Origin of the sequence: Bdellovibrio sp. HCB-110 (assembly GCF_047323225.1) — a bacterium.
Taxonomy (GTDB): domain Bacteria; phylum Bdellovibrionota; class Bdellovibrionia; order Bdellovibrionales; family Bdellovibrionaceae; genus Bdellovibrio.
In genome coordinates this window covers 1419784-1444693 of sequence record NZ_CP178750.1, presented here as the reverse complement: position 1 = coordinate 1444693, position 24910 = coordinate 1419784, and the positions used below count along the sequence as shown (strand labels likewise).

Sequence of the window (24910 nt, the reverse complement as noted above, 5' to 3'; positions counted from 1 at the left end):
ATCAGCATCTTGGATTGTCAATTTTCGTGGGTACGATGAATGACATGTGTAATTTAAAAAAGAAGCTTAAGGAAACCAGATTTGCCACGCATGATCTTCGTCATCACGAAGACAGCGACGGTCTGAAATTGAAAGCTCCTGACGATAGAGGTTTTCGCTTTCTACCGCGTGCTTTTCAAAGAGGTGTCCAATAAATTGGCCCGTCATACCGTCACGAGCATGACGAAGTTCGTGGATAAAATTCATGGCCGCTGTAAAGGCCGTGCGACCGCCGTTACACTCATACACTTCATGAGAACCTGTATCGGGAAGATCGAAATTCATTTTTAAAAGAGCATCGACGCCGACACCGTTATCCAAATTTCTTGATAACGACAGAAGCGTTTTTCCTGCTGAGTTTACTGCATATTCAGAGTGTTCAATCGTCAGAATATGGGAGCTTGAATAAATTTGCGCCAACAGGGATCGTCCAACAAGGGAGGCCTCCGCTGTTTTGAGAAGGCCAATGATTCTTTCTTGTTGAGCCGGAGGCGCATTGATAATCACGTTCTCGCGATATTTAAACTGCACGTTGCTCGCTGCAAAACCAAGTTGCGCCGACAAGATCGTTACGAATATCAAAATGAGACGAGTTGTGAATGCCATAGTCACCTCTTCACTTAAGAGGTACTGCCAAGATCATTCCAGCGGAACCCGTCCCTATTGCAGTTCACGCGAAGTGAGCTGTCGATCTCCCTACCTAGAGACCTTTATGGGCATTACAGTCTGGCCTTAGCGACTACTTCTACAGAGCATTGGAATCTATAACGAGATTCTGGGGCGGCTTGGGCATTGGCAGTGCATTCATGTCTTAGTTCTTTAGGCCCCATAATGAAATATCTACGGCGTTGGTACGAGCGAGCACTTGTCACCACTCCGCGGGAAGTAATGATGCAAGAAACACCGTATTTTTCTGAACACTCTGACAATGCAGATCTCTCGGCGTCGTGAATCGCGGAAGATCGGCATGTGTCTTCATTCGTTTTACTTTCATTGTAGTCGCCGTTTCCGCGAACCGAGGTGATGTAAGAGGGATAATTCACGATTCTTTGCGAAGCGATTCCACATCTGTAAAATTCACTGGCCTGACTATTACATCGATTCAAAACAGTGTTCACCGTCCGATCTGCTTTATAACGAGCTTGTTCGATGCAGTCCGACTCATCCACACCCACCGCCGTCACTGTTTCTGACGCTTCGGCTTGTCCGGCTTTGATTCTTCGACGTTCCAGCTCCTCTTGTCTTTCTCTTTCTGCTTGAGGAATTTCAGTGGCTGCGCTCACAGACGCGTGAGAGACCAGAGATAGAAAGATTAAACCTACAACAAAATGGATTTTCATAGTTACCCCGCCTTTTCTAGGTGCGATAAATTGCACAGAAGCCCCTGTAGCAAAGCGAGTACCAAGAAAAGCGGAGACATTTTGTTACCGTATATTTTTTCCATTTAGTACACGAGGGGATGTCTTTTGATAACCTCCACCTGCGCAGGTGTCAGGTAGAAATTGGCCTCCCCCTGTGTTGGAAACATCATATTCTTTGGGTCGCAAGCACTATTAAGAGGATCTTTCACTCCCATTGGAACCCCAAAGGCCGGCACTTCACAAACATGGAAAAGCCCCAGGTAGTGAGCTATTTCATGGGCCGTGATCAAAGCGTATTCAGGTATGGACATAGTATCGTCAATAAGAGTGTAGTCGCGACTGTTCGGAGCTTTCCGCTCGGCCCTGGAGAGGATGGTCTTCATGCGTATCATGACACCCGTAGAATAACGGGCCTTGTAGCCACCCGGTAGCTGATAAGCGATGGCAATAGTGTCCCGACCAAGCCATTGAAAGCCTGTCTTTGCAAAGTAAACGTTCACGGCATCACCTTTTGAATATTTCAACATGTGCTCTAAACCTTGAGCTTGATTTTCAAAGACCGTGTCTTCAGTGTCGTCCATAGACAAAACTTCGATATTCACTCCCGAAAATTTAAAAATATCCTCAAGAACCTTCATAAATAACTTGAAGTCTTTATTCCTAGGGGCGGAACTCGCCGTCCACTTACTCTTCCCGGCAAAATGCAGGCGAAGTGGGATTGTGGGTCGCTGTGTAGTGGAAATATTCTTTTTCAAAACAATTTGTACGGCACCTTTTAGATTGCGGCATTCAGATTGAGCAGATTTACAAGAGAACTTTACCGTCCACGTGCCAGGAATGATTTTCGTATCTAGATTATTTCCTATGAGTGCTGTCGCAACCCCTGTAATCCCCGAAGAGGCCACGGGGTTTTCCCACTCCATATAGGGCAGCATGTCTTTTATAGAGTCACTGATATATTCAAATTTGCGCGTGGGTTTTCCAACAACAAAGTGGCCGTTGGGATCCGACACGGAGTCAAAGTAAACACCGGCATAGTCGGTCTCTGCATTGAATTGAATCAGGAAACTTTTGGTATTTACGGGAATTGTAAATGTTAAATCGTCGCTGTAACCTACGCTGTTAAAGCCGACATCCTTGATTGCAATGGTCTGAAGATCAGGTCTTTGCGCGACAGAGCCCCCTTGTGCAAAAGCAACGGGCGCACTGATTGAACACAGAGTCGAAAATAGAAGTGAAAGTACCGACGTTTTTTTCATAAGATTTTCTCTGCCTTGTGTTGAAGCATTTAACAAAGTGACCTTCGTGGTTTGTCCCCGGCGTTCGATGCGAACACCGTTCAGCGTTTAACGAAAGAGCACTGATTTTCGAAAAGATTGATGCAAAAATGAGCGCTCGTGGAAAATCGTGTGTTCGATATTTTTAAGTGAACATCATCCATCGATGGGGCAGTTTCAATAAATGTCTCTGCGTCTAGTTCTTAGCTGATTTTATCCCCTCTAATCTGAAATACGAATGAATGAGCTGGATTTGAACTTGCTTAGTAAAATGCAGGGAGATTTTATGTTCTTAAGACAAAGGCAGATCCTTACACTTCTATTGACCTGTTCGATTTTTTTCGTCGCTCATCAAGCCGGAGCCGTCGAGATTGCCTATTCTTATTATAATGAAAGCAGCCACGCCTCAAACACGGAGTCAAAACGTCCCCTGATTTTATGGATTCATGGATGCCGACAAAGTGATGAGAAGTTTGTGGATGTAACGGACATCGTTGAAAAGACCAAACATCTTAATCCCTTAATCATAGCTCCGTTTCAAGAATCAAAGGTCAATCTACTGAGGTGCTGGAATTTTACTTCTTCAGAAATGCAGAAGCGCGATGGCGAATTCATGCAAGTCATTGATGAAGTAAAAAGACATATTGATTCCGGCGAAGCCGATCCCAATCGCATTTTCGTTGGAGGCTTTTCTTCAGGTGCTATGTTTGCGAATCATCTGGCTTTGTGTTTTCCTGATATTTTCAAAGGTGCCCTGGTTCACTCTGGCGCTCCTTTTGATGTTACTGGAAGCATGAGTTCTCCTTCTGCCGCCCAAGAACACGCAAAAGACGCTTTAGCTTGCGCCGGTTCGGCCTCACAAAATGGTGAACCCGTAGTGCATCGTCTTAAGACCTTATTCTATATTCACGGCAAGAAAGACAAAGTCGTTCCAAGGTTTTTAGGCCGACATGCCTTTGAGCAGTCCGTGCTTTATATGGATGCTTTAGATGATGAGAAGTTCAACTCCTCTTATAGAGTGACACCTTTGGTATCTCGTGCGGGACTCTCCATTCACTTTGGCGATGGCAGCTCTACAAATTACATTGAAATTGAAAACATGTCTCATCGCTGGTCAGGAAGTAAACCGGGTTCGGACTTTAGCTCTCCCGAAACTCTCTCCAGCATTGATGTATTTTTAAAGCTGACGGATCAGCTGCATTAATACTTTCAGAATAAAGAACGACTTTCAGAAAAAAGTGACTTTGAGGTTTTGGGATTTAAGTTCGTCAATGAAAGCTCCTTCTACGTAAAACATTTTAAAGACCTCGTGGAACCTTCTGAAAATACCGCCGAGGATGCGCAAGATCCCAAGATCACTATTGCCAGAAAAAAGTGTTCATCCGTGAGATGCGCTCTTGCAACGATCATGGGTCAAGAAGAATCTGTGAAGGCTTTGTATCTTATAGACAAGTATCGCCTGAATGTCGCTCCGATGAAGTACATTTCCGCTGGTTACTTTAAGAACAGGGATTTGGATATTATTCTTGAAACCATGTCCCTGGTTCCTCCTCACCTTCTGCCGCTTGCCGACATTCAGCAGTTAACTCACATAAGCTCTACAGTAAAACAGGAAGAAAACATCTATGCCGATTCTTCCATCCTAATTTATGACCTTTGGAACAAAGAATCCGCTGACATGAAAAAATATTTGCTCTTTCATGAGATCGCGCACAACTGGTCCAACACCGTTTCTCAAGAACTTGACGAGTCTGCAGATTGGTTCAAAATCACAGGCTGGAAGAAAATTTCTGCATTCATGATGGTCAATTGGGAACATGCCCATCAAGGAGACTTCTCGAACTATCCTTGGTCTTCCAAATACGCCAGTGTCAACTCCTGGGAGGATTTTGCAGAATCTGTCTCTGCCTATCGCTTTGTGCCTGAGCAGCTTCTGCAATCCAGTCCGGAAAGGTACGCCTTTATCAAGCACAGAGTTTTTGGTGGTATCGAGTTTCGAGATGGAAAGAATTGCCATCTGAAAACTCGCGAGATGGAACTTGCTAAAATTGAAAATCAAGCGCTCGCGGCCCTCGACTACAAAATGAGCGTTTACAATAGCGTTACGACAAACATCGATAAAGTCTCTGTACGCAAACATATTCTCGATTCTTGTGGAGTTCATCTAAAGAATTCGATTCTTAACAAAAGTGGTGCGGTCACCTCTTTTAATGTCTGCTTTCGAGAAGTGATGACAAAAACCCTTGCGAATTCTTTCAACTGGGTGAACTTAGATCGCCAGTCTGGAACTTTGCGGTCAAATTTTCGGAAAGCCAAAAAGGATCTCATTGAGCAATGGCTGGAACAAACCTTCGTCACGGAACAAATGAAATCAGTGCGCTGGGCGCCGACGAAAGATTTTGATTGCAATACTTTCGCAAAAAACTATAAAGGTTTGTTTATTCAGAACTCGGAGGCCTATTATGAGCTTGCACCTGCCATCGGGTACTGGATCTGTGCTGACTCGAAAAGAAAATCAGCTAAGACATCCTCTATCAACAAAGCCAGTTTCGATTCGTTGAAAAAATGGCTCTATCCGCAGCTCGGTATTTAAATGGGATTTATTGTATTTACTTTTGTTTTCTTAACTCTCTTCCCCGTCCTCGCCAAAACTATTGTTATCAATGGTGAGGATGACTGGGCGCCTTACGCCTCAGCTTCAAAAAGCTACAAAGATGTTGAAGGCCTTGCTCCCGATATTGTGAAAGCCGCCTTCCTGTCACAAGGAATCAAAGCCATCACACGTCCTGTTCCCTTTGCCCGTTGTCTTCACGAAGTGGAACAAGGTTCCGCCATAGGCTGTTTTGATACCGTGATGAGCAGCGAAACCAGAGACCTCTACATCTTTCACGCGACTCCCCTATTCACCGTGGACATGGTGATCTATGGCAGCGCCAACGAGCCGAAAAGAGCATTAACGTTTAAAGATTTAGAAGGAAAAACTGTCGGCACCACGAACGGTTACACTTACCCGACGGAATTTATAAGCAATAAAAAGATCAAACATTCCCCGGGCCCCACGGAAAAATCACAGCTAGAAAAATTAGCCAGCGGTCGCATTCAATACGCCATCTTGTGGGGGCTCACGGGACCTCTCGTGTTAAAAGAGCGTCCGGATCTAGCGGGAAAGGTCAAACCTTTAGGAGTGATCTCTTCGACGGGCCTTTATCTGAGCTTTTCGAAAAAACACAAAGAGGGCGCTAAGTACGCCGCTCTTTTGGAAAAAGGCCTGCAAAAAATTATGGCGAATGGAACCTACGCCAAGATTATCGATAACTTTAATAACAAGTACTTAAAAGCATTCTCCCTCTGAAAGAACAGTTCTTTCAGTGTATTTGTTGCTGAAAGAAAACTCTGCCAAAAGTTCGCTCTTCGATGAATCCAAAATTTGAACGTGAACGTTTCTATAGCCCTTACGAGTTTGCATCTTCGTAAGACGTTTCTGTCCCGGAGTTTCGCATTCTTCGAAGTTTTCATTCACAACGCTGCTATCTGCAACGAACTCACTCTGCCCTGTCAAAGAAATATTTTGATCGCGAATTTCATCGGCTGGAATAGCAAATTCGCCATCCAAAGGAATCATACGGAAACCCACGAAATCAAATTTCACAATGCCCGCAGAGGTATCACCTGTATCCGAGAAAAAGTTAGCAAGAAAATCCGAACCAAAAAGGGAGTACGGAGTGATGTAAACACGGTAGGACTGCCCCTGCTTAAGAGTCACATCGGAGCCTTCCGTTGATTTCAAAGTGAAATCCTGGTGAACGACCAAGTCCCCGTTTTCCGAATTACACCCTGCCAGAGCCAAAACTGATGCTAGTACAAGCATGAACTTTTTCATTAAAACCTCGTTATGGGGGTATCTTTACGCCTCAAAGATCGAAACTCCAAGAGCTGATAGGTAAACCTGTAAAAATGGCAGATTCCCCTTGCGCCACTGCCAAGGCCTGGTAAAAACATGCCCATGGAAATACAGAATTTGAAGCGCCCTGAACTATTGCTCCCCGTAGGTACAAAGGATATGGCCCTGGCGGCTATTCACAATGGGGCGGATGCCATTTTCATGGGCGTTCCGGGGTTTAATGCCCGCGGCAGAAGTCACGATTTCCAAATTGAAGAGGTCAAAGAGATCATCGATACCTGCCACCTTCATGGCGTAAAAGTGAATCTTGCTTTTAATATTCTGATTTTTCAAAATGAACTCCGTAGCGCTGTCGAGGTTTTAGGAAAAATCCTTCCTCTCAAACCGGATGCCTTTATTGTTCAAGATTTGGGCTTGGTGCGTTTGATTCGCCAAATGGCGCCGGACCAACGAGTTCACGCCTCTACGCAAATGAGCATCAGTAACGCTGAAGCCATTCAGTGGCTGGATGACTTAGGTATCCAACGTTTTGTCTTGGCGAGAGAAAACTCCATCAAAGAAATTCAAGCTATCAAACAAAACACGACTAAAGAAATTGAAGTCTTTGTCCATGGCGCCTTGTGCGTTAGTTATTCGGGACAATGCTTTACTTCCGAAGGCATTGGCGGACGATCTGCCAATCGCGGTCAGTGTGCGCAGAGCTGCCGCTTCAGCTACGAGATGCACGTCGATGGTGAAAAGCGCGACCTTCAAGGAAAGTCCTTTTTAGTTTCCCCTCAAGATCTTTGCGGTATCAATGAAGTTCCAAGTCTTTTGCAGGCCGGTGTCGACTGCTTCAAAGTAGAAGGTCGACTCAAAACCCCAGAATACGTCGCCACTGCAGCACGAAGCTTTGACGAAGCCATTGCGTCAGCTCAAGAAAACCAAGCTCTTTCAAACCCTGTGCTTATGAAGAAGCAAATGGCCTCAGCCTTTTCGCGAGGTTTTTATAGTGGATGGTTCCACGGGGTCAATCACCAGGAACTGGTCGATGGCACGTTCAGCTCCCATCGTGGCTTTGAGTTCGGAAAAATTCTTCGTGTGAATGGAAGCTCCCTTGAAGTGGAACTCACTGAGACGAATGTTCAGCAAGGTTTAAAAGCCGACTTTATTAAACCCGGCGATGGTATTCTTTGGGTTTACAAGGATCGCAATGGACAAAGTGTCGAAAAAGGGGGCTTTGTATTTGCGGTTAAGACTCTCTCTCCTCGTCGTTTTGAACTTGAGTTTTCAAGAGACATTGCGATGGACGGCCTTTACCTTGGCGCTCGCGTTTTCTACAACCACGATAAAGATCTTAAAAAAGATGTGACCCTCAGTGTGGAAGACAAACAAAGAAAAAAACGTTTGCCCGTCTTTATTCGTGCGGAGGCTTCACTGGGTAAGCCGCTAAAAGTAGAATACTCTGATGGCAAATACACGGTTTCTGCCTCCTCTGAAAATGTCTGTGAAGCAGCTAAAAGCAAAGGCCTTAATTCACTGGACTTGCGAGAAGAGCTGTTTGCTTTGATGGGCAGTCCTTTCCGTGGTGAAGGTTTTTCTTGCGAATTAGATGCAGAGACTCCTCTTTTCTTGCCTCACCGCCAAATTAAAGAAATACGCCAACAGTTGGTGAAGGAACTGACGGACTTACGCATTCAAAATGGCGCAGCTCCCGTCATCGCACCTCAAGCTCAGGTGATGGACTGGATTGCGAGTAAAAAAATCGCGGGAGGAAAAGTTCAAGGCGTGAAGCTTAACTTGTTACTTCGTGACAAAGGGCAAGTGGAAGATATTGCCAATGCTATTAAGGCCGGAGAACTGCTGGCTTCCGGAATTAATCTTGCGATTTTGGATTTTGAATTTGGTTTAGATTTTGAACCAAGTTTAAACCTCTTAAGAGCAACAGGTTTGAAGGTTGGAATTGCGACCACTCGTATTCTGAAGCCCAATGAGCATCGCAATGTGAAGCACCTCTTGAATTTGAATCCCGATGCGATTTTAGCAAGAAATCTGGGCGCCATTCAGTACTTGCAGGCCAATGCTTATCAGGGACAGATCCTGGGGGATTTCAGCTTAAACGTCGCCAATCATTTGACGGCGCAGTACTTGCTCGACAAAGGGATCTCGAGTGTTTGCTTGGGTTATGATCTTAATCACCTTCAAGTCAGTGAGTTGATTCAAGCGGGCCAAGCAGAGCGCTTTGAAGTGACGGCTTATCAATACATGCCAAGCTTTCACATGGAACACTGTGTGTTTGCAGCTTTCTTAAGCAAGGGTTCCAGCTTCAAAGATTGCGGAAAACCTTGCGAAAAGCATGACGTAAAACTTAAGGATCAATTCGGAAACTGGCATCAGATTAAACCCGATCAAGAATGCCGTAATACGATGTACAACGGGACGTCACAATCCGCAGCTCGCTATGTGAAAGAGTGGGAAGCTCTTGGTCTTGGTTACATTCGCTATGAAGCCCTTAAAGAACGAGGCGCTGAATTGATTACGAAAGTTCAGGCGCACTTGGATTTTATTAGCGGTAAGAAAGAGCTGGAGTCTTTGATCAAAGACATCGGAGATGTGGAAAGTTACGGGCTTTCTGAGAGTCATTTCCAAAGAGAAAAAGAATATCAAAGCAGAAAAAAATAGGCTGTCTACGACAGCCTCGTCGCTACGGGTATTTGGATTTCAAATACTTTTCGTATTCTCTCAAAATCGAATTCATCACTCCCTTTAAGAGTTCATCGAATTGAGGGTCTTGTCCTTGATTTGAATTTAGTTTTACAAAGTCTGCCAGAATTTGCTCTTCGCGTTCCGCATTGAAAAATGGCAGCCCTTGTTCTTGTTTGATCTTCCAAATAGCCATCGTCAAATCACGACGACGCAAAAGCAAAGCATGCAATTCTTTGTGAACTTGATCTATTTCCTGGCGAAGACTGGCAATGGTATCCAAAATAAAACTACCTTCTAGGTTATTAAAATTAATCCAAACGGAAGAGGGCAAATTTCAAGTACCGAAGCTCTTCCATCGCCAAAGGATAAGGATGATCCACGGGCTGTCCACCGATGTAAACCAGCGTAGCCTTCTTGCGCGCTCGCGAGAAAGCCTCTTGGCAAATATCCATGAATTCTTTTGAAGAAATATGACTGGAACAAGAGCTGGCAGCAAAAAGTCCCTCTGAATTAACGAGCTTAATCGAGTTTGAAAAGACTTTCGCGTAGGCCGCCTTGGCTTGCTCTACCGATTTTTCATTAGGTGCAAAACTTGGCGGATCGGTGATGACCAGGTCGTACTTTTTCTTTTCTGTATTGAGCTGTTCCAAATATGCAAAAGCATCCGTCGCAACATCATGGTGGATGGTTTTAAGCCCATTGATTTCAAAATTTCGATCCACCGCTTGAATGGCTACCTTGGCAATATCCACGCTGGTCACTTCTTTAGCGCCACCTTTAGCGGCAAAAATTGAAAAGCCCCCAGTGTAACTAAATAAATTTAAGACCGTCTTATCCTTCGCAAAATGCTGGATCATCTTTCTGTTATCGCGTTGATCTAAGAAAAAGCCCGTCTTTGCGGCGTCACGGATGTTGGAGGCGAACAAAACGCCATTTTCAAGAAATTGCACCTCGGACGCCAAAGTCCCGACGATGTTTACACCTTTTTCATCGGCATCATTACGACGCTTAAGATACACGCATTTAATTTGAGGAAAAGCGGCCTGAATTTTTTCAGCAATAACTTGGGCATTCCAAGTTTTTTCCATGATGGGATGATCGTGCTTGATGACGGCCGTATCGTTGTAAATATCAACGATCAACCCCGGAAGACCATCCCCTTCCCCATTGATAAGGCGAAATGAATTTGTGACTGCCAAATCAAAAGTCCTGCGAATCTCCACAGCCTTGCGCCATTGGCTTTCGAAGTACAATTCAAGGGTGCGTTTCATGTTATTGCGTCTAAAGATAGGCTCATCCGCTAGAACTAGAACACGAAATCGCAACTGCGTATCACCCTGCCAGATCCCCAAAGCCAAGGTCTCGCCTTTATAGTTTAAAAGATGAATTCCCGACTTTACAGAGCGGCCGTCATCAAAACAATTGGCGAAAATCCAGCGATGTCCTTGTTTAAGGTGCTTCGTGACGTCCCGTTTGAGCTCGATAGTGAGAATGGGATCTTGAAATGTAACGGCGGCAGAGTTCATTTAAGGAGTCTCCAGAGGCGTTATATTTATGCTAAATCCCCCGTCCTCACAAGGGGTTATGAGAACCTCTCAGTGGCGTTGGTAAATTTACAAGCCCTTTGACTCATAGATCAATCTAAACGACTCTCCAGCAATACCTTATCCCGTCCTCGCGTTTGGAGTTCCTATGAAGCCCACCCTGCTAGATCAGAAATTTTGGCGAAACTTTGCAAAGAATAATTGGGAGAAAAAGCCCCTGGTTCTTAAAAACGTTAAATCGGGTTTGCTTGAAATGGGCGACGCCGAGATTTTTAATCTTTTGGTTCTTTATAGCGATCGCTGCCGTAAACTCAACAACCCCGAGGGTTTTAAGTTTTACATTGATGGGTTTAAGGCGGACGCCGAGGATGTCCTGCAAGTTCTTCCAGAGAAAAATGACAAATCCCTTTTAGGTTATCATGCTCGTATGAAGGCTTTGTTTCCTGACTATTGCTTGGTGTGCGATGAACTTTTAAAGGTGAATTTAAATAAACAGCACCTTCTCACTGATTTTACGGATGAACTCTATCGCCATGTGGGTTTTCCGAATCGTTTTTCGGAAATGGGACTTTATTTAGGAAATTATCGTAAAACTCCGTTTGGAGTTCACGTCGACTCTTGTGGTGTCTTCAGCTTTCCCGTTGCTGGATTAAAAAGGTTTCGCCTTTGGACTTCGGCTTTCGCCAAAAAGAATCCAGGATTAGATCGCGCTTTCAAATATGATAAATACAAAAAGAATTCGCAGCTTCTAGAGGTCGGCCCTGGCGACATGGCGTACTGGCCCTCTTCAGCTTGGCATATCGCCGAATCCGATGGCTCTTTCAGCGCAACCTGGAGCCTGGGCGTTTGGATTGATCAACCTCACAAAGAAGTGTTTTCGGAGTCTTTAAAAGACCTGCTTGATCGAAAATTGGGTTCTGTCGGCGCGACTCCCACCACTCCATTTAAAAATCTTCGCAGCAAGACTGGGGAAGTGGCAGAGCTTCCAGAAACTTATCGCAAGTCCATCGAGTTGCTGCAAAATTTGACGGCTCTGGAACTACAAGAGACTTTCTTAAAGTCATGGATGAAGCACATCTCCCTACAAGGTTTTAAAAACATTCCCCACGTTGATTTCAAGTTATCAGCCAAGTCTCGGATTCAATTGCGCAGTGATAGATCTTTGATCTTGTGGCAACAGGGATTGACCTCGAAGGAAAAGGTCTATTTCAGTTTTGGCGGAGTTTTAGTTGAAAGCTCTAAATCGAGCGGTCTTCTTAAACTCGTAAAGGCTGTGAACGCTGGTGAAACTTGTTTGGTGAGTGATTTTTTAAAAGGGGCAAGCTTGAAGAAGGACCTTGCCTCTTTGCGAGTTCTTGCTGATGCGGGGGCTTTCATTTAGATATTCATCTAAGTATCGGATTTCCCTCAGCAACCGCATTCTGGACATCATCTACAATTCCGGGTATGATCTATTTATGTCGACGCCTAAAACGGTCCGTCTTACGGATAAACAATTTGAACAAATCGGAAAAGCTCTTGCAGAGCCTCGTCGCTATTTAATTTTAAAACAAATCGGATCCTGCAAAGGTGAAGGCCCCATGGCCTGCAGCGCTTTGGCTGAAGAGCACGAAATCAGTGCGGCTACTTTGTCTCATCATATTAAAGAGCTTGAGACAGCGGGACTTGTTGAAATTATTCGTGAAGGTAAGTTCATGCGCCTTGCGATTCAACGTGATGTTCTGCACGCCTACTTAGAAAAACTCTCTAAAATCTAGCACTTTCCGCCCCAAGTCGCTCCTATTCGCTTTAAATCCATGCTTTTCAACATTTCGACAATTATCTAACTATCGTATTGACAAAATCCACTTCATTTCGATACTTATCTAAGTATCGAATAACCATTTTTGAAGAAATTCAAAATTTAACTGGAGTTAAGATGAAAAAACTAAGTGGAAAAGTTGCTGTTGTAACGGGAGCCTCTAAAGGTATCGGAGCCGCAATCGCTAAAGAGTACGCGGCGAACGGTGCCTCTGTGGTCGTGAATTATTCTTCCAGCAAAGAGAACGCTGAAAGAATTGTTAAAGAAATTGTGGCTCAGGATGGTAAAGCTATTGCCATTCAAGGCGATGTTGGCAGTTCGGCGGACGTGAAAAGACTTTTTGAAGAAACAAAGAAGGCTTTTGGACGTTTGGATATTCTAGTGAACAACGCCGGCATTTATAGATTCGGTACAATCGACGAAGTCACCGAAGAGGAATTCCACCGCCAATTTAATACGAATGTGTTGGGTCTATTGTTAAGCACTCGCGAGGCCGTGAAGTACTTTGATAATAAAGGTGGTAACATCATCAACATCAGCTCTGTTGTCAGCACAAATCCTATCCCGGGCGCTTCTATTTATGCTGCAACCAAAGGTGCTGTTGATACGATCTCTTTGGGTCTGTCTCGCGAACTAGCTCCGCGCAATATCCGCGTAAATAATATCGCTCCAGGTGGTGTTGAAACCGAAGGCACACACAGTGCGGGCGTGATCGGTAGTGATCTTGAAAAACAAATTGTGGCGCAAACTCCACTAGGCAGAATGGGCCAACCACAAGATATCGCAAAGATTGCGTTGTTCCTTGCCTCCGATGATTCAGGCTGGGTGACTGGCGAGCGCATTCACGCAACCGGCGGATTTAGATAAATTTGAAATCTCTTTAAAAAGAGGAGAAGTTAGAGTGGAAAACCTAAGCAGCGAAAACATCATGATCTTTTTGTTAGCCGGATTTTCGGGACTTAACTTCTTCCTCAATTATTTTCGGCAAGGGCGCAAGAGCTAAAGCCCTCACAACCAAGCTGTGAGGGGCAAGTTTGAAGAATAACCTTGTCTCTTTGCAAGCCCTTGCTGATGCAAGAGCTTTCGGGAGTTTATAATTGCACCCCTGTCGGATAACTTCAGAACTCTTTTCCTTGAATTTACCTAAGCCGCTCGCTTAATGCTCGTTCTGCCATAAGTCATCCATCGTAAAAATTCATTCAGATCCTCAGAATGTGCACTTCGAGAATTCTCCCAGAGCTGACTATTGAATAGACAGTAAAATCTGGATTTCGCACGAGTGATTGAAACATTTAATCGTTTTGGATCAGAAAGAAAAGAAAGTTCGTCTTCAGCGGCACCGGCACTTCCGAATGACAAGAATATTGCTTCTCTTTCTTGCCCCTGAAATCTTTCAACGGTATCAACCAAAACTTTAGAAGCCTCATCAACTCCCAGACGATTCTGAAGTGTTGCGTTCACAAGACCTGCTTGAACGCGATATGGACATATGACTCCAATACTTTCCACCGACCCCTTACTTCTACGCAATTTTTCAATTTTATCAGCGATAAAGTTCGCCTCATTCAATGAAGACTTTTCTGACGTATGAGACTCAATTTTTTTTGGAACTACGAATCCGTCGGTCAAAAATGCTGGACTATCTGCAAAAAAGTCTCGAGAAGCAACTGAGGTGTGAGGAGTAAGCTTTCCTTTATAAAACTTTTCTGAAGACCACGCTTGAATTTCACTTCGCATTCGATACTGAGTTTCCAACATAGGAGTTTCTTCACCGATTAGTAAAGAAAACACATTATCGCAAGGCAGCTCAGCATGTTTAGCGGCCAATACTGGAGGCAGCTGAAACTGATCCCCCACGAGTACAACACGCCTTGCGAGACGCTGAATAAATGGCCAGAAATAAATTGGCACTTGCCCTGCTTCATCTATAACCAACAAATCAACCTTGGGAGCCGACTTATTAAATGCAAGCTTGTGAAGCGTTGCTCCTATGAGATTCGATTCTTTTACCTCTTCTCCAAATGCCGTTGAGATAAAGTTGAGTTCTCCAATATCTTTTGGATATAATTCTTTTCTCACTTTGTCGGGATCTCCGACTCTTACCCAATCATAGCTAAATTTGTCCACAACAACACGTCCGAGCAAATTATCAACTGCCGCATTTGTAAAAGACGTCACACAAACTTTCATATTGGATTGCAAAGCTAAGACAATAAGAGCCTTAAGTAAGTGCGTCTTACCAGTGCCAGGTGGCCCTTGTATCGCGCCACTTAAATTGCCATCAATTAAATACTCAATTGCATTTTTCTGAGTATTATTTAGCCTCTCATAATGCTCTTTAAATTTCCGGTCTTTCGTAAAAAGAGTATAAGCTCCGGTGCCTAATAAAACTTCCTCTTTTGAAGAGGAAATTTCGTAGAGTTTTTTTCTTAGTATGTTATTAAATAACGTCGAAGAGCTCCTAAAAAGAAATATCTCTTGTATGCCATCAACATCCAGCGGCCTCACTCCGGAAATCACCATTTCAATTTTACCAGGCGAAGGATAGGAAATATTCTCCACCTTCCAGTCTTTAGACAATTGAAGTGAAAGGTCGGCATTAGGCTTCTTAATTCTAACCTCAACTCTATCCCCAGGACGAAAGCGCGAATAAAAAACTTCTCCACTCAATTTCCATCGAGTAAAACTAAGTTTCTCTTTCAAATGCAAGGGACCTAAGGCATCGGCGCTTTCACAAATTCGACTAAGAGGCGCCGTGGTTTCGTAGATATATCTTGAATACTCGGCCCTATTTTCAGAATCGATCATCTTTACGAGAGCATTTATTTCAACAGCGGCTATTGGTTTCATGCTCAATATATTTCGGTTTATTACTAAGAACACTTGACCAGAAAATTTTAGCAAGACTTTTGCCGAGCAGGTAGATAAAGCCACGAAAACTCAAAAGAAAAATAAAAAAGGAAGTCTCTCGGACTTCCTCTTTATGAATTCACTTACGGTCGTCAACCGGCGAATTACTTGTGAACACCGCCAATTGAGCATCGAATGCACGCTTGTATGCGGGGCGCGCTTCGCCTCGGGCGACATAAGCTGCTAGGTTCGGGAATTCATCAAGAATACCTGAAGACTTCAGCCTTAGCAGCACTGATACCATCATCAAGTCTCCTGCACTAAACTCATTTTCAAGCCAATCGGCATGTCCCAGATGAGCAGAGAGTTTTTCTAATCGAGAGCGGACTCGGTCAACGACGAGGGGTATGCGCTCTTGGCTCCACGGCTTGTCGCTCTCAAGAATTTTCGCATTTGCGAATTCAAGAATGGATGGCTCCACCGAATTGAGCGCTGCAAACATCCACATGATTGCGCGCATCCGTGCATTGGCATCTTTTGGTAACAGACCAATATGGTTTTCAGCGATATGAAGAATGATCGCACCCGACTCAAACAAGGAAAGACCCTCATTTTCGTAGGTCGGAATTTGACCAAAGGGATTGAGCGCTAGATGTGCGGAGTCCTTCAGGTCACTGAAGGTCACAAGCCGAACATCGTAAGATTGATTCACTTCTTCAAAGGCCCAGCGAATACGAGTATCACGCGCCAGTCCTCTGCCGCGATCAGGTGACTGTTTAAATGCAGTGATGATTGGTCTCAAGGCTGCCTCCTGTTGAGGTAAATTTTGATATATTTTTTATTGAACAATCAGATCTAGACTGACTTTGGTTCTGGAGTCTTCAGCAGAAGGCGGAAACCTCATGGACTTTATTTGAGAAAGAATGCAGTTTTCAAACTCAGCGTCTTTGAAATTCATATCTCGAATGCGCGGGTTTCTAACATAACCTTCGTCATTCTGAATCCACACCAGTGTCGCCTGCCCTTTAAGACCCGGAGTTCTTTTAACGGCATCTCGGATGCAAGTTTGGAAGGCCGTTTGATTCTGATTGATTTTATGGGAGGTCTCTTTTTGAGTCTCGTCCAGACTTTCTTCTCGCGTTGGAACATTTGAACAAGAAGCGGCAAATAACATACTCAATGCAATCAGAACTTTTGCTTTCAATGGAAGCTCCTTTAGATTAGACCTCTCTAATGCCATTTATAAAAAAAGCCCCGAATCCGGAGCTTTATATTTTCACACTTAGATGTAAGAACCTAGTTCCTTACTCATAAAACGCTTGCGCATTTTAATCGTGCTTTTTGTTTCTAGTTTTCCAAGCTTGCGTGCGATCAAATCAGCTTTCGAAGTCTTTTTCGTCAACACTTCTGTGGAAGCAAATAGCTCAACGCCACTTTCAAGCGTTTCATAAAGTTCGAAGACATCGCAAGCTTTCAAGTACTCAGTACGTACCGCTTGGTTTTCAAAATTTTTGTATGTGTATTGGCTGTATTCTTTGGCATCTTTTTCAGCTGCTTTTACCGCCGCATTCGCATTGGCTGCCTGGAACAACACCACACGCTCTTCAAGCAGTTCGGTAAAGGCCTGTTTGCGTTTAGCGCTGGATTTACCCACAGCACGAGTTACATAGAGAGTTTTAACAGCAAACCATTTTTTATTTTTCATTATCTTTTCCTATGAGCAGTTTAGCGGTGATCGAGATTCAATCACCCCATGACTTTACCGAAAAGACCTACAGGTCGTCAAGCTTGGACGGCTCCTGACGGTTATCTATCCATTTGTTCTATAGACTTATTCAACCACTTTTTTGATTCTGGTGAAGTCACATTGGTGTAGTAAGACGTGCTTGAACATGCGATATCTGACATCGCAGCCACACCAAAAAGAAGATATTCGCCGTTGTCATTTTTAACGAATGCAGGTCCTCCCGAATCGCCGGAACAGGCTGCTCCATTTTCATTTTGTGAAAGCACGGCGATTTCATTCGGTGCTTCTTCTTCGTATTTCACCTCGGCCGTTTTCAGTTGAGATCCCTGTGCATACGAAATCGCATAAAGCTTTCCTTCATCATCAACAACTACAGACCCGAGCATTTCATTTCTATGGCGATCCCGCTCAGAAATCTCTTCTACGCCGACTTCTACAGCACCGAATCCGGCAATGTGAACGGAGGTATCCTTTTTTAAGAGTTTTGTATTGTCCAAAAGACGAGCTGGATGATATCCCGAAGGCAAACCACCTTCGAATTTTAGCAGAGCCAAATCTCCTGTGTCGTTTTCTACGGAGGCTTCTTCTACATTTTCATCATAGAGGTCATTGATGATAACTTTCGAAGCCAAACGTGCTGACTTATGCAAAATAAATTTCTCACCCGTTTCTGGATCGACGAGACTGACGTACGCTCTTGGATCGCCTTCCATCATGGTCTCTTCTATATTCAGAGTAAAATAGATTTGATTTTTGAAAGCCACGTTATGAACACAATGTGCCGCTGTTAAAATCAAATCTTTGCGAATAATAGTTCCCGTGCAGGCCCCACCGTTAGCGAGAATGGCCACCGTGTGTTTACCAATTTCTGACTGAAGAGATGTGATTTCTTCCCCACCAACAATGTTCTCGGAAGATGCTAGCACAACTGATTCCTTGGAGGTCTCTTGTTTTGAGCAGGAAACGTTCCCAAATAAGAAAGGCAGGCTTAGAATAAGTGAGCTTACTGACGTGGTTTTCATATTCACTCCGAACTGCGAGCATCATAAATGCCAAGCAGTTCCTATGAAAGACGTCGGGAAAGATTTTGAATTTACTTCCTGAGATTGACAGTTTTTGTGTTCCACAAATAAAGACAAACAGCCATCTGCGTGCCTTGACTGTCAATATCCTCAACAGATTTGAAATTATTCTTCTATGACAAGGTCACTTATACTCATCATGAAACTGCCACCAGGTGTACAACTCAGTCTGTGGCCACCCCTTCGGCGAATCTTCCCATTTTTCTTGACGACCAAACGGAGTCATATCGAGAATCGCCCAAGGTGTTCCCATGTACTCCACTCCCCGTCCGCCTGTGTAGTAAGTTCGATAGACTTTATTTCCGTCGCGAATAAAGACACTGAGGGCGTGCTCGCGATTGCCATCAATTCCAAGATCTTCGTTGAAAGACGTCTCCCACCCTGAATACCAAGGTGTTGTCCATCCCATGCGTTTCTTGTGACGACGAATACTTTTAAGTGGCGCATGGGAGATGAAAACGAATGAAGTGTTTCTTGCGTGAACATGCGCTAGATGGGGAATATGATCCGCAACAAAAGAGCAGCCCTTACAGAAAGTATCGTTATCCGGATGATACATGAAGTGATAAACAACGAGCTGCTTTCTACCATCAAAAAGATCCAGTAAGGTTTTCTCTCCTTCGGGACCTTCAAAGATATATTTGTTCTTCATTTCCATCATAGGCAGTCGACGCCGAAGAGCACTGACCTTGTCTCGCTCGCGTGTGTTTTTCTTTTCTTTCACGCGCAATTTTTCAACAGCACTACGAAACGCTTTTTCTGAAACAACTTTGGGTAAAGATTTGCTCGCCATAACGCACTCCTTGCTCTGATTTTTATTGAAGCAAAGCATGGTGAGAGGAGCAACTTACAAAAGGCAGGTTTATGCCGAGATTTTGGGCATAAAAAAACCGAAGACTTGCTTCGGTGATTTTACTTCCATCGTTTGTGAGGATCGCCATTTTCGCTAAAAAATGGCGGGCCGTATGGGACGAGTTTAGAACTCTTTGACAGAGATTTAACCCTTAAAAAATTTGTCTTTGTAAGTACATACTAGACCTTTGTTCGATGTAAATATTTGAAGTGCATTCCGATAAACAAGAATGAATTTTTTCGTAATATCTGCCACCTCAGAAATTCCACACGGCGCAGCAAGTTCAATTTATCTGGTTCGCGATAACTGGGACGACTGGTTTACATATACGACACAGTTCTATTTAATGTATGTTGATCCGGCGGGGCAAAAGTTTGGGATTGGAAATGTAAAAATCGGCCAAAAACGTCAGGAAAGATCACCGAATATACCGCAATATTTTAGTGCCTTATCTGATGATTTTTTTTCCGTAGGCCAAGATGTCTCATTCTATGAAAATTTAAAGAAATATTTCCCAGAGTCTTATTCAGAAATTCTAATTAGCCTAAGAGATATGGCTTTAAACCACACCATTTACACGGAAAATCGCACCCAAAAAGTAATGGGAACTTCACTGATGCGATATGTTTCTGAAGCTCAACTACTAGGTCAATTCTCTCGCGTGGCTCGCGGAGGTGCCGAATTAACGGAGTTTCATTTTTCCTACACCTATCCCAAATACTTCGTAACCAAAAAATCTCAAGAACGCCATGAAATAGCAAATCCGACTATTTTAAAATTTGATGTAACACCTAATTCCATGCCCCCAACCAATGTTCACGTAATGGTTGGAAGAAATGCAGTCGGCAAAACTGTTTTGCTAAATAATATGATTAAATCATTGGTAGACAAAAGAGCGCTTAAAACAGAAGTTGGTAAGTTTGATGGGCAATCAGATGTGCCGACCGGCCTATTTTCTAACATAGTTTCAATTTCCTTCAGCGCATTTGACGAAAACCCGCCAATAGCTGATTGGAATTTAAGAGACAACGTCAAATATGCTTATATCGGCTTAAAGAAGCCTCCAGAAAAAGGAAAAGCATTTTCTAAGTCAAAAAGTTCAACTGAGTTAACAAACGAATTTGTTGAAAGCCTAAACAACTGTAAAGGTGAGCCCCTAAGGCAGCGATGGAAACGTGCAATATCGATCTTAGAGGCAGATCCAATTTTTAGAGACACCCAATGCATAAACTTATTGAATATACAGGATTCCGAGAGATTTAAAGAATTTTCGGTAAACTTATTCGATCGACTCAGCTCGGGTCATAAGATTGTACTACTTGGTATCACGAGACTCGTTGAGGTTGCTGAAGAAAAGTCACTGGTTGTTATTGATGAGCCAGAAACCCATTTACATCCACCCCTTTTATCAGCGTTCATAAGAGCATTATCCGAATTAATGATTGATCGAAATGGAGTTGCAGTAATTGCAACTCACAGTCCCGTTGTGTTACAGGAAGTTCCAAAATCATGCGTTTGGCAATTGCAGAGATCGATGTTAGTCGTCACTGCAAATCGCTTAGAAAGAGAAACTTTTGGGGAAAATACGGGCGTACTAACAAGTGATGTTTTTGGTCATGAGGTTATTCGAACCGGATTTCATACAATTCTAAACAGATACGTATCTCAAGGATATAGCTATGAGCAAATTCTTTCTCTCTTGAACCAGGAGCTAGGATTTGAGGGAAGAGCAATTTTAAGAGCATTAATCGCACAAACGAGAGCTTCAGCATGAAAAAAGTAAGTCCGCCAGATATTGATCCGGTACTCATCTATTTGACATGCATAGATAGCTTTAGAAATAGCGCATTGAGGAACAGCTTCTATCAGTCACTATATTATTTTACAGAGCTGTATGAAATCTTCTCTAAAAAAGCTGCAAGAGCAAATCTGAGAAGTCTATCTGTGGATTATCTCCCGTCTAATATTACTAGAGATGAGTGGATAAAACTTTATGAGGAAAAGCTGGTCCAATCTGTTGATGCTCGCATATTCTACGACATGATCAAAACTAGCTCGCCAAATGGAAAATGCCTTCTTTGCATGTCAGGAAATGTGAGTCAGGTAGATCATCATTTACCAAAAACCAGATATCCGGTACTTTCCGTTGCACTCCTAAATCTCTTTCCAACTTGTGCCGATTGTAACAAAAATAAAACAGCAAATATTCCCACCACTCCGCAAAATGAGTATTTGCATCCTTATTTTGACGATATCGATTCAGAAGAGTGGTTGGTTGCAAATGTTATTCAAAGTAACCCAGTCAGCTTAACCTATGCGGTCACCCATCCATTAGCATGGGATGGAAATTTACACGCGAGGGTTCAGAACCACTTCACCAATCTTAAATTAGGCAATATGTTTACAGTAGATGCGGCCGATGAGCTATCAAGTCGAATTCAGTCCTTTACAAATCTTTACAATGCTGCGGGAGAGGCCGGACTGAAAGCACAATTAAAAGAAAATTACGATTCTGCTTACATCTACAGCCATAATTCATGGCGAACAGCGCTATATAAAGCGCTTTGGCAAAGTGATTGGTTTTGCAATGGCGGTTTCATTCGATAAACAGTAGAAAATGACTATCGAATCATTTCATTAAAAGCCGCCGTAAGCTCTCCGATATCTTTATACCTCTGGGTTCGATCTTGAGTTAATCCTCCAAAGACAAACATCTTGGTTTTTTGGTCGGAAATTTTCGAAACATCCGTCCGGCCCGTCATAATGAAGTATATCAGCATTGTTAGGGCATACATCTCATGGGTCATTTCAAAATTAGCCCATCCTTCGGTTCTAAGAACTGGATCGTTAAAGTATCCCTTCATTTCCGTATTCACAGAAGTCAAAGAACTATTTGGCGTTTTAACCAAACCAAAATCAGATATTTTTGCAACTATTACGTCATCATATATTCGTACCAGAACATTTTTAGGGCTAATATCTCGATGCAGTAGTCCCTTAGAGTGAAGATAAGAGAAGCCTCTAAGTATCTGTCTAACAAGAGACACCCGTTGATCTCGACTTAACTTTCCGTTATTAGTCGAGATATATTTATCTAAGGTAAAATCCATCAACTCCATGTAGTATTGGTTTTTATCTATGTCGTATTTAAATACTTCAAGAACATAAGGAGAAGAAAGCTTCTTCATTTCTTCGAATTCTCGCTTAAATCGCTCTAATTCTTTGTGATCAAGACTATCGAGAGCTTTTTTTACGGCGAAATGCCTATCAAAAAACTCATCCCTACATTTAAATACTTTCGCGTAAGAACCCTCTCCAATTATTTGCATTGAACTCTGAATGCTCTTAACACTTCTTTCGATATTTAAGTTAAGTCCTGATATAAAAATAGGGATTAAGTAAGGGACATCGACGGTGGCCATATTTGGAGGTAGTGGACTTCCACCGCTCTTTTTTAGAAAACTCTGACATTTCGTTAAAACCTCAAAGTAGTATTTCTCAATATCAAACCTAAATTCCGAATTTTTTAGTGTCCTATGAAGACTCAGCGCCATATCCACAGCCCAGATTAAGTCTCGACTATCTTGCGCGAGAAAATGCCCCCCGCTTTCTCCCGTTGGAAGTCTTTGGTTCATTGCTTTAAATGAAACTTCAAATTGTTTATGAAGAGCTGAAAAGATTTTTTTAATCTTTTCGTTAGTAAAGTGTGTGTATAGTTCAGCGAATTCTGGATTTAACAAGTCGTTAACTAAAAGATCGCGATACTGGGCCTCAATATAATTTTCAATAGTCCTGTCACTCATATATAAACAATATACGATTTTAAAGCAGGCAGAGTCCATTCTGCATGATCTTAACTAGCCAATAGTCTCTTTGACTAAGAGCTTGCGAAAATTCACGTTTTTAAACCTTCTTTAAGAGCACATCAAGGATGTCTAATCCAGCTCGACAAGTTTCTTTATTGGCACCTCTAGAACCTCCGCGATTCTAGCTAGAGTGTAAACCTCTGGGCTGGTAAGGCCGTGCTCAATCTTAACTAATAGTCCCCCGAGAAAACCCGCCCTCAAGATAAAGTCTATCTTGGCTATAACCTTTTTGTTTTCTTACCTTAGCAATATGCGCCCCAAGCTTCTTCAAAAACCGTTCTTTTATCTCCCAATCCACCTTGGCAAAAGAAAGCGTGGTAGTAATAAAAGCTCTGACATAAAAAATCGACTACGCCACATTAACCCCATGTATAGAGTTAACCATAGAAAACGTAAAATATATTTCCAAAAAAATGGCCATTATTACGTTCAGCAGGTGCTGAAAAAGCCAATACAACAATGCTTGAAGCCTCTCGATGACTTTCAGAGGCTTGCGACCGCTATTTAGAAGGTAAAATCCCCGAAGAACTATGGGAGTTAAAGTCAAAACAACTAGAAGATGAGAAGGTCACTTTAAAAACCAACTGGCAGCTTTAGAACTCGAAAAACAGAGTGAGCAGAACAACCTGATTCCCTTGATGGACTTGGCTTCCAAGGCCCGATGCTTTGGCTCTATGAATTCTGATGAAAAACGGGAGTTAATGAATTTGGTACTATCGAACCTACAAATAAAAAACGGAAGTCTTCAACATGACTTCCGTTTTCCAAGTTTGTGGGGATTAGCCATTTAGATAAATGGCGGGGTGGACGGGACTCGAACCCGCGGCCTTCCGCGTGACAGGCGGACGTTATAACCAACTTAACTACCACCCCACATCGATTTGGAGAATCTTTTATAGCTACAGTGACCGCGTAATTCAACACTTTTTTACGATCCTTTTAAAATACCCTCATTTCTCTCCCATCCAATGCCATGACAAGGCTCATTATGCCCCCTTTTTAGGCATCTTGCCCTCTTGGAATCCCCCGAGTTCGGGTATACTGTAGTCCCACATTCAAAGGAGACACCCATGAAGAAGGCTCTAGTTTTCACAGCTCTCTTACTTTCTCAAACAGCTTTGGCTGAAACGATCACTTACAATGTTGAGGGTATGCACTGCGGTTCTTGCGCGAAAGCGATCCAAGCCCAAGTTTGCAAAATGGATGGTTTGGATAAATGCGATGTTACGGTCGGTAAAGTTGTGATCTCTCCCAAAAAAGGGATCAGTATTTCTCAAGATCAAATTCAAGCGGCTATTTCTAAAGCTGGCGAATATAAAGTTACTGGCTCAACAAAAAGTAAATAAATCTCTTCAAGAGATTTTAACAACTCTTGTCTCTTCACAAAATAATTTGACCACGTCATCGCCTATCTGGCGGTGACGGTTTTTATTTTTTTTGCCATAATGTCCTCATGATAAATAACTCTGAACATACGGCACGTAAGGGACGCCTGCTCATTATCGACGATGAGTCTGAGCTGCGTGAAGTCCTCATAGCTCTTCTAGAAGAGTCTGCAGCAGAAATCCAACAAGCAGCCAACGGCCTTGAAGGTATTGACCTTCTTAAAACTCAACGATTTGATGCAGTTCTTTCTGACGAGAAAATGCCAAAAAAATCGGGCCTCGAAGTTTTAAAGTGGATGCGCGAGAACGGCCTCAATATTCCTTTCATAATACATACAGGCTATGGCCAAAAAGAAATGGTCCTTGAAGCCCAACGCCTTGGCGTTTATGCGTTTATCGACAAACCTTGGGATGAGCGCTCCCTGATTTCTACTGTCGAAAAAGCCCTTCTTTCCGGCATGGGGCAACAGAAGCCGTAAAGCTTCTTGTCTCCTCTGCCAAGATCCATCATCATAGAGG

At 43.1% G+C, this 24910-nt stretch carries 24 protein-coding genes and 1 tRNA gene; 11 read left to right on the top strand and 14 right to left on the bottom strand.

Annotated features, from left to right (window positions below):
• Positions 1-66: 66 nt before the first annotated feature.
• From ACL934_RS06880 to ACL934_RS06870, 3 genes are all read right to left on the bottom strand, one after another.
• Positions 67-645 carry a hypothetical protein gene (locus ACL934_RS06880; protein ID WP_413613251.1) on the bottom strand — a complete coding sequence of 193 codons (579 nt, stop codon included), beginning with the start codon at positions 643-645 and terminating at the stop codon, positions 67-69.
• Positions 646-758: 113 nt separating this feature from the next.
• Positions 759-1379, bottom strand: a complete 621-nt coding sequence (locus ACL934_RS06875; RefSeq protein WP_374079159.1) for a hypothetical protein — start codon at positions 1377-1379, stop codon at positions 759-761.
• A 104-nt stretch (positions 1380-1483) separates the two neighbouring features.
• The gene (locus ACL934_RS06870; RefSeq protein ID WP_413613250.1) at positions 1484-2659 is read right to left on the bottom strand and encodes a hypothetical protein; all 1176 of its coding nucleotides are present in this window, start codon (positions 2657-2659) and stop codon (positions 1484-1486) included.
• A gap of 271 nt (positions 2660-2930) precedes the next feature.
• Between ACL934_RS06870 and ACL934_RS06865 the strand changes: the two genes are divergently transcribed.
• From ACL934_RS06865 to ACL934_RS06855, 3 genes are read left to right on the top strand one after another with little or no spacing between them, the layout of a single operon-like run.
• A complete protein-coding gene (locus tag ACL934_RS06865) occupies positions 2931-3881 on the top strand; it encodes an alpha/beta hydrolase family esterase (RefSeq protein ID WP_413613249.1) in 951 nt (316 codons plus the stop codon).
• A gap of 48 nt (positions 3882-3929) precedes the next feature.
• Positions 3930-5270 carry a hypothetical protein gene (locus tag ACL934_RS06860; protein ID WP_413613248.1) on the top strand — a complete coding sequence of 447 codons (1341 nt, stop codon included), beginning with the start codon at positions 3930-3932 and terminating at the stop codon, positions 5268-5270.
• Entirely contained in the window at positions 5271-6029 is a 759-nt protein-coding gene (locus ACL934_RS06855; protein ID WP_413613247.1) for a substrate-binding periplasmic protein, read from the top strand.
• On the opposite strand, the gene ACL934_RS06850 is transcribed toward ACL934_RS06855, so the two are convergent.
• A complete protein-coding gene (locus ACL934_RS06850; RefSeq protein ID WP_413613246.1) occupies positions 6009-6557 on the bottom strand; it encodes a hypothetical protein in 549 nt (182 codons plus the stop codon). The genes ACL934_RS06855 and ACL934_RS06850 overlap by 21 nt on opposite strands.
• 123 nt (positions 6558-6680) lie before the next feature.
• On the opposite strand from ACL934_RS06850, the gene ACL934_RS06845 reads away from it, so the two are divergent.
• Positions 6681-9239 (top strand): DUF3656 domain-containing U32 family peptidase, encoded by a 2559-nt coding sequence (locus tag ACL934_RS06845; protein ID WP_413613245.1) that lies wholly within the window; start codon positions 6681-6683, stop codon positions 9237-9239.
• Between the two features lie 22 nt (positions 9240-9261).
• Here ACL934_RS06845 and ACL934_RS06840 read toward each other — a convergent pair whose 3' ends face one another.
• Both ACL934_RS06840 and ACL934_RS06835 read right to left on the bottom strand, forming a co-directional pair.
• Complete coding sequence (locus tag ACL934_RS06840; protein ID WP_374079140.1) at positions 9262-9543, bottom strand: chorismate mutase; 282 nt, start codon at positions 9541-9543, stop codon at positions 9262-9264.
• 28 nt (positions 9544-9571) lie between these two features.
• Positions 9572-10789: a class I SAM-dependent rRNA methyltransferase gene (locus ACL934_RS06835; protein ID WP_413613244.1), complete on the bottom strand. Its 1218-nt coding sequence runs from the start codon at positions 10787-10789 to the stop codon at positions 9572-9574.
• A gap of 166 nt (positions 10790-10955) precedes the next feature.
• Here ACL934_RS06835 and ACL934_RS06830 point away from each other — a divergent pair, with 166 nt between their 5' ends.
• The 3 genes from ACL934_RS06830 (at position 10956) to ACL934_RS06820 (ending at position 13475) form a co-directional block, all read left to right on the top strand.
• Positions 10956-12188, top strand: a complete 1233-nt coding sequence (locus tag ACL934_RS06830) for a JmjC domain-containing protein (protein ID WP_413613243.1) — start codon at positions 10956-10958, stop codon at positions 12186-12188.
• A gap of 76 nt (positions 12189-12264) precedes the next feature.
• The gene (locus tag ACL934_RS06825) at positions 12265-12564 is read left to right on the top strand and encodes an ArsR/SmtB family transcription factor (RefSeq protein WP_374079131.1); all 300 of its coding nucleotides are present in this window, start codon (positions 12265-12267) and stop codon (positions 12562-12564) included.
• 161 nt (positions 12565-12725) lie between these two features.
• Entirely contained in the window at positions 12726-13475 is a 750-nt protein-coding gene (locus ACL934_RS06820) for an SDR family NAD(P)-dependent oxidoreductase (protein WP_413613242.1), read from the top strand.
• A gap of 276 nt (positions 13476-13751) precedes the next feature.
• Here the strand turns inward: ACL934_RS06820 and ACL934_RS06815 are convergent, their stop codons facing one another.
• From ACL934_RS06815 to ACL934_RS06790, 6 genes are all read right to left on the bottom strand, one after another.
• Entirely contained in the window at positions 13752-15458 is a 1707-nt protein-coding gene (locus tag ACL934_RS06815; RefSeq protein WP_413613241.1) for a DEAD/DEAH box helicase, read from the bottom strand.
• 139 nt (positions 15459-15597) lie between these two features.
• Positions 15598-16260, bottom strand: coding sequence for a glutathione S-transferase family protein (locus ACL934_RS06810; RefSeq protein WP_413613240.1), 663 nt, complete (start codon positions 16258-16260; stop codon positions 15598-15600).
• A gap of 36 nt (positions 16261-16296) precedes the next feature.
• Positions 16297-16662 (bottom strand): AgmX/PglI C-terminal domain-containing protein, encoded by a 366-nt coding sequence (locus tag ACL934_RS06805; protein ID WP_413613239.1) that lies wholly within the window; start codon positions 16660-16662, stop codon positions 16297-16299.
• A gap of 78 nt (positions 16663-16740) precedes the next feature.
• Positions 16741-17163 (bottom strand): DUF4288 domain-containing protein, encoded by a 423-nt coding sequence (locus ACL934_RS06800; RefSeq protein WP_413613238.1) that lies wholly within the window; start codon positions 17161-17163, stop codon positions 16741-16743.
• A gap of 101 nt (positions 17164-17264) precedes the next feature.
• Entirely contained in the window at positions 17265-18131 is an 867-nt protein-coding gene (locus ACL934_RS06795; protein WP_413613237.1) for a S1 family peptidase, read from the bottom strand.
• Between the two features lie 280 nt (positions 18132-18411).
• Complete coding sequence (locus ACL934_RS06790; RefSeq protein ID WP_413613236.1) at positions 18412-19080, bottom strand: DUF899 domain-containing protein; 669 nt, start codon at positions 19078-19080, stop codon at positions 18412-18414.
• A gap of 289 nt (positions 19081-19369) precedes the next feature.
• Between ACL934_RS06790 and ACL934_RS06785 the strand changes: the two genes are divergently transcribed.
• A complete protein-coding gene (locus ACL934_RS06785) occupies positions 19370-20914 on the top strand; it encodes an AAA family ATPase (protein ID WP_413613235.1) in 1545 nt (514 codons plus the stop codon).
• On the top strand, positions 20911-21747 hold the full coding sequence (locus ACL934_RS06780; protein ID WP_413613234.1) for a hypothetical protein: 837 nt from the start codon (positions 20911-20913) through the stop codon (positions 21745-21747). Before ACL934_RS06785 ends, ACL934_RS06780 begins: the two co-directional genes overlap by 4 nt.
• Before the next feature lie 14 nt (positions 21748-21761).
• Here the strand turns inward: ACL934_RS06780 and ACL934_RS06775 are convergent, their stop codons facing one another.
• Positions 21762-22943 (bottom strand): protein kinase domain-containing protein, encoded by a 1182-nt coding sequence (locus tag ACL934_RS06775; protein ID WP_413613233.1) that lies wholly within the window; start codon positions 22941-22943, stop codon positions 21762-21764.
• An 859-nt stretch (positions 22944-23802) separates the two neighbouring features.
• Positions 23803-23879, bottom strand: a tRNA-Asp gene (locus ACL934_RS06770).
• A 197-nt stretch (positions 23880-24076) separates the two neighbouring features.
• Between ACL934_RS06770 and ACL934_RS06765 the strand changes: the two genes are divergently transcribed.
• The gene (locus ACL934_RS06765; RefSeq protein ID WP_374079120.1) at positions 24077-24352 is read left to right on the top strand and encodes a heavy-metal-associated domain-containing protein; all 276 of its coding nucleotides are present in this window, start codon (positions 24077-24079) and stop codon (positions 24350-24352) included.
• Between the two features lie 107 nt (positions 24353-24459).
• The gene (locus tag ACL934_RS06760) at positions 24460-24870 is read left to right on the top strand and encodes a response regulator (RefSeq protein WP_413613232.1); all 411 of its coding nucleotides are present in this window, start codon (positions 24460-24462) and stop codon (positions 24868-24870) included.
• The last annotated feature ends 40 nt before the right edge of the window (positions 24871-24910 follow it).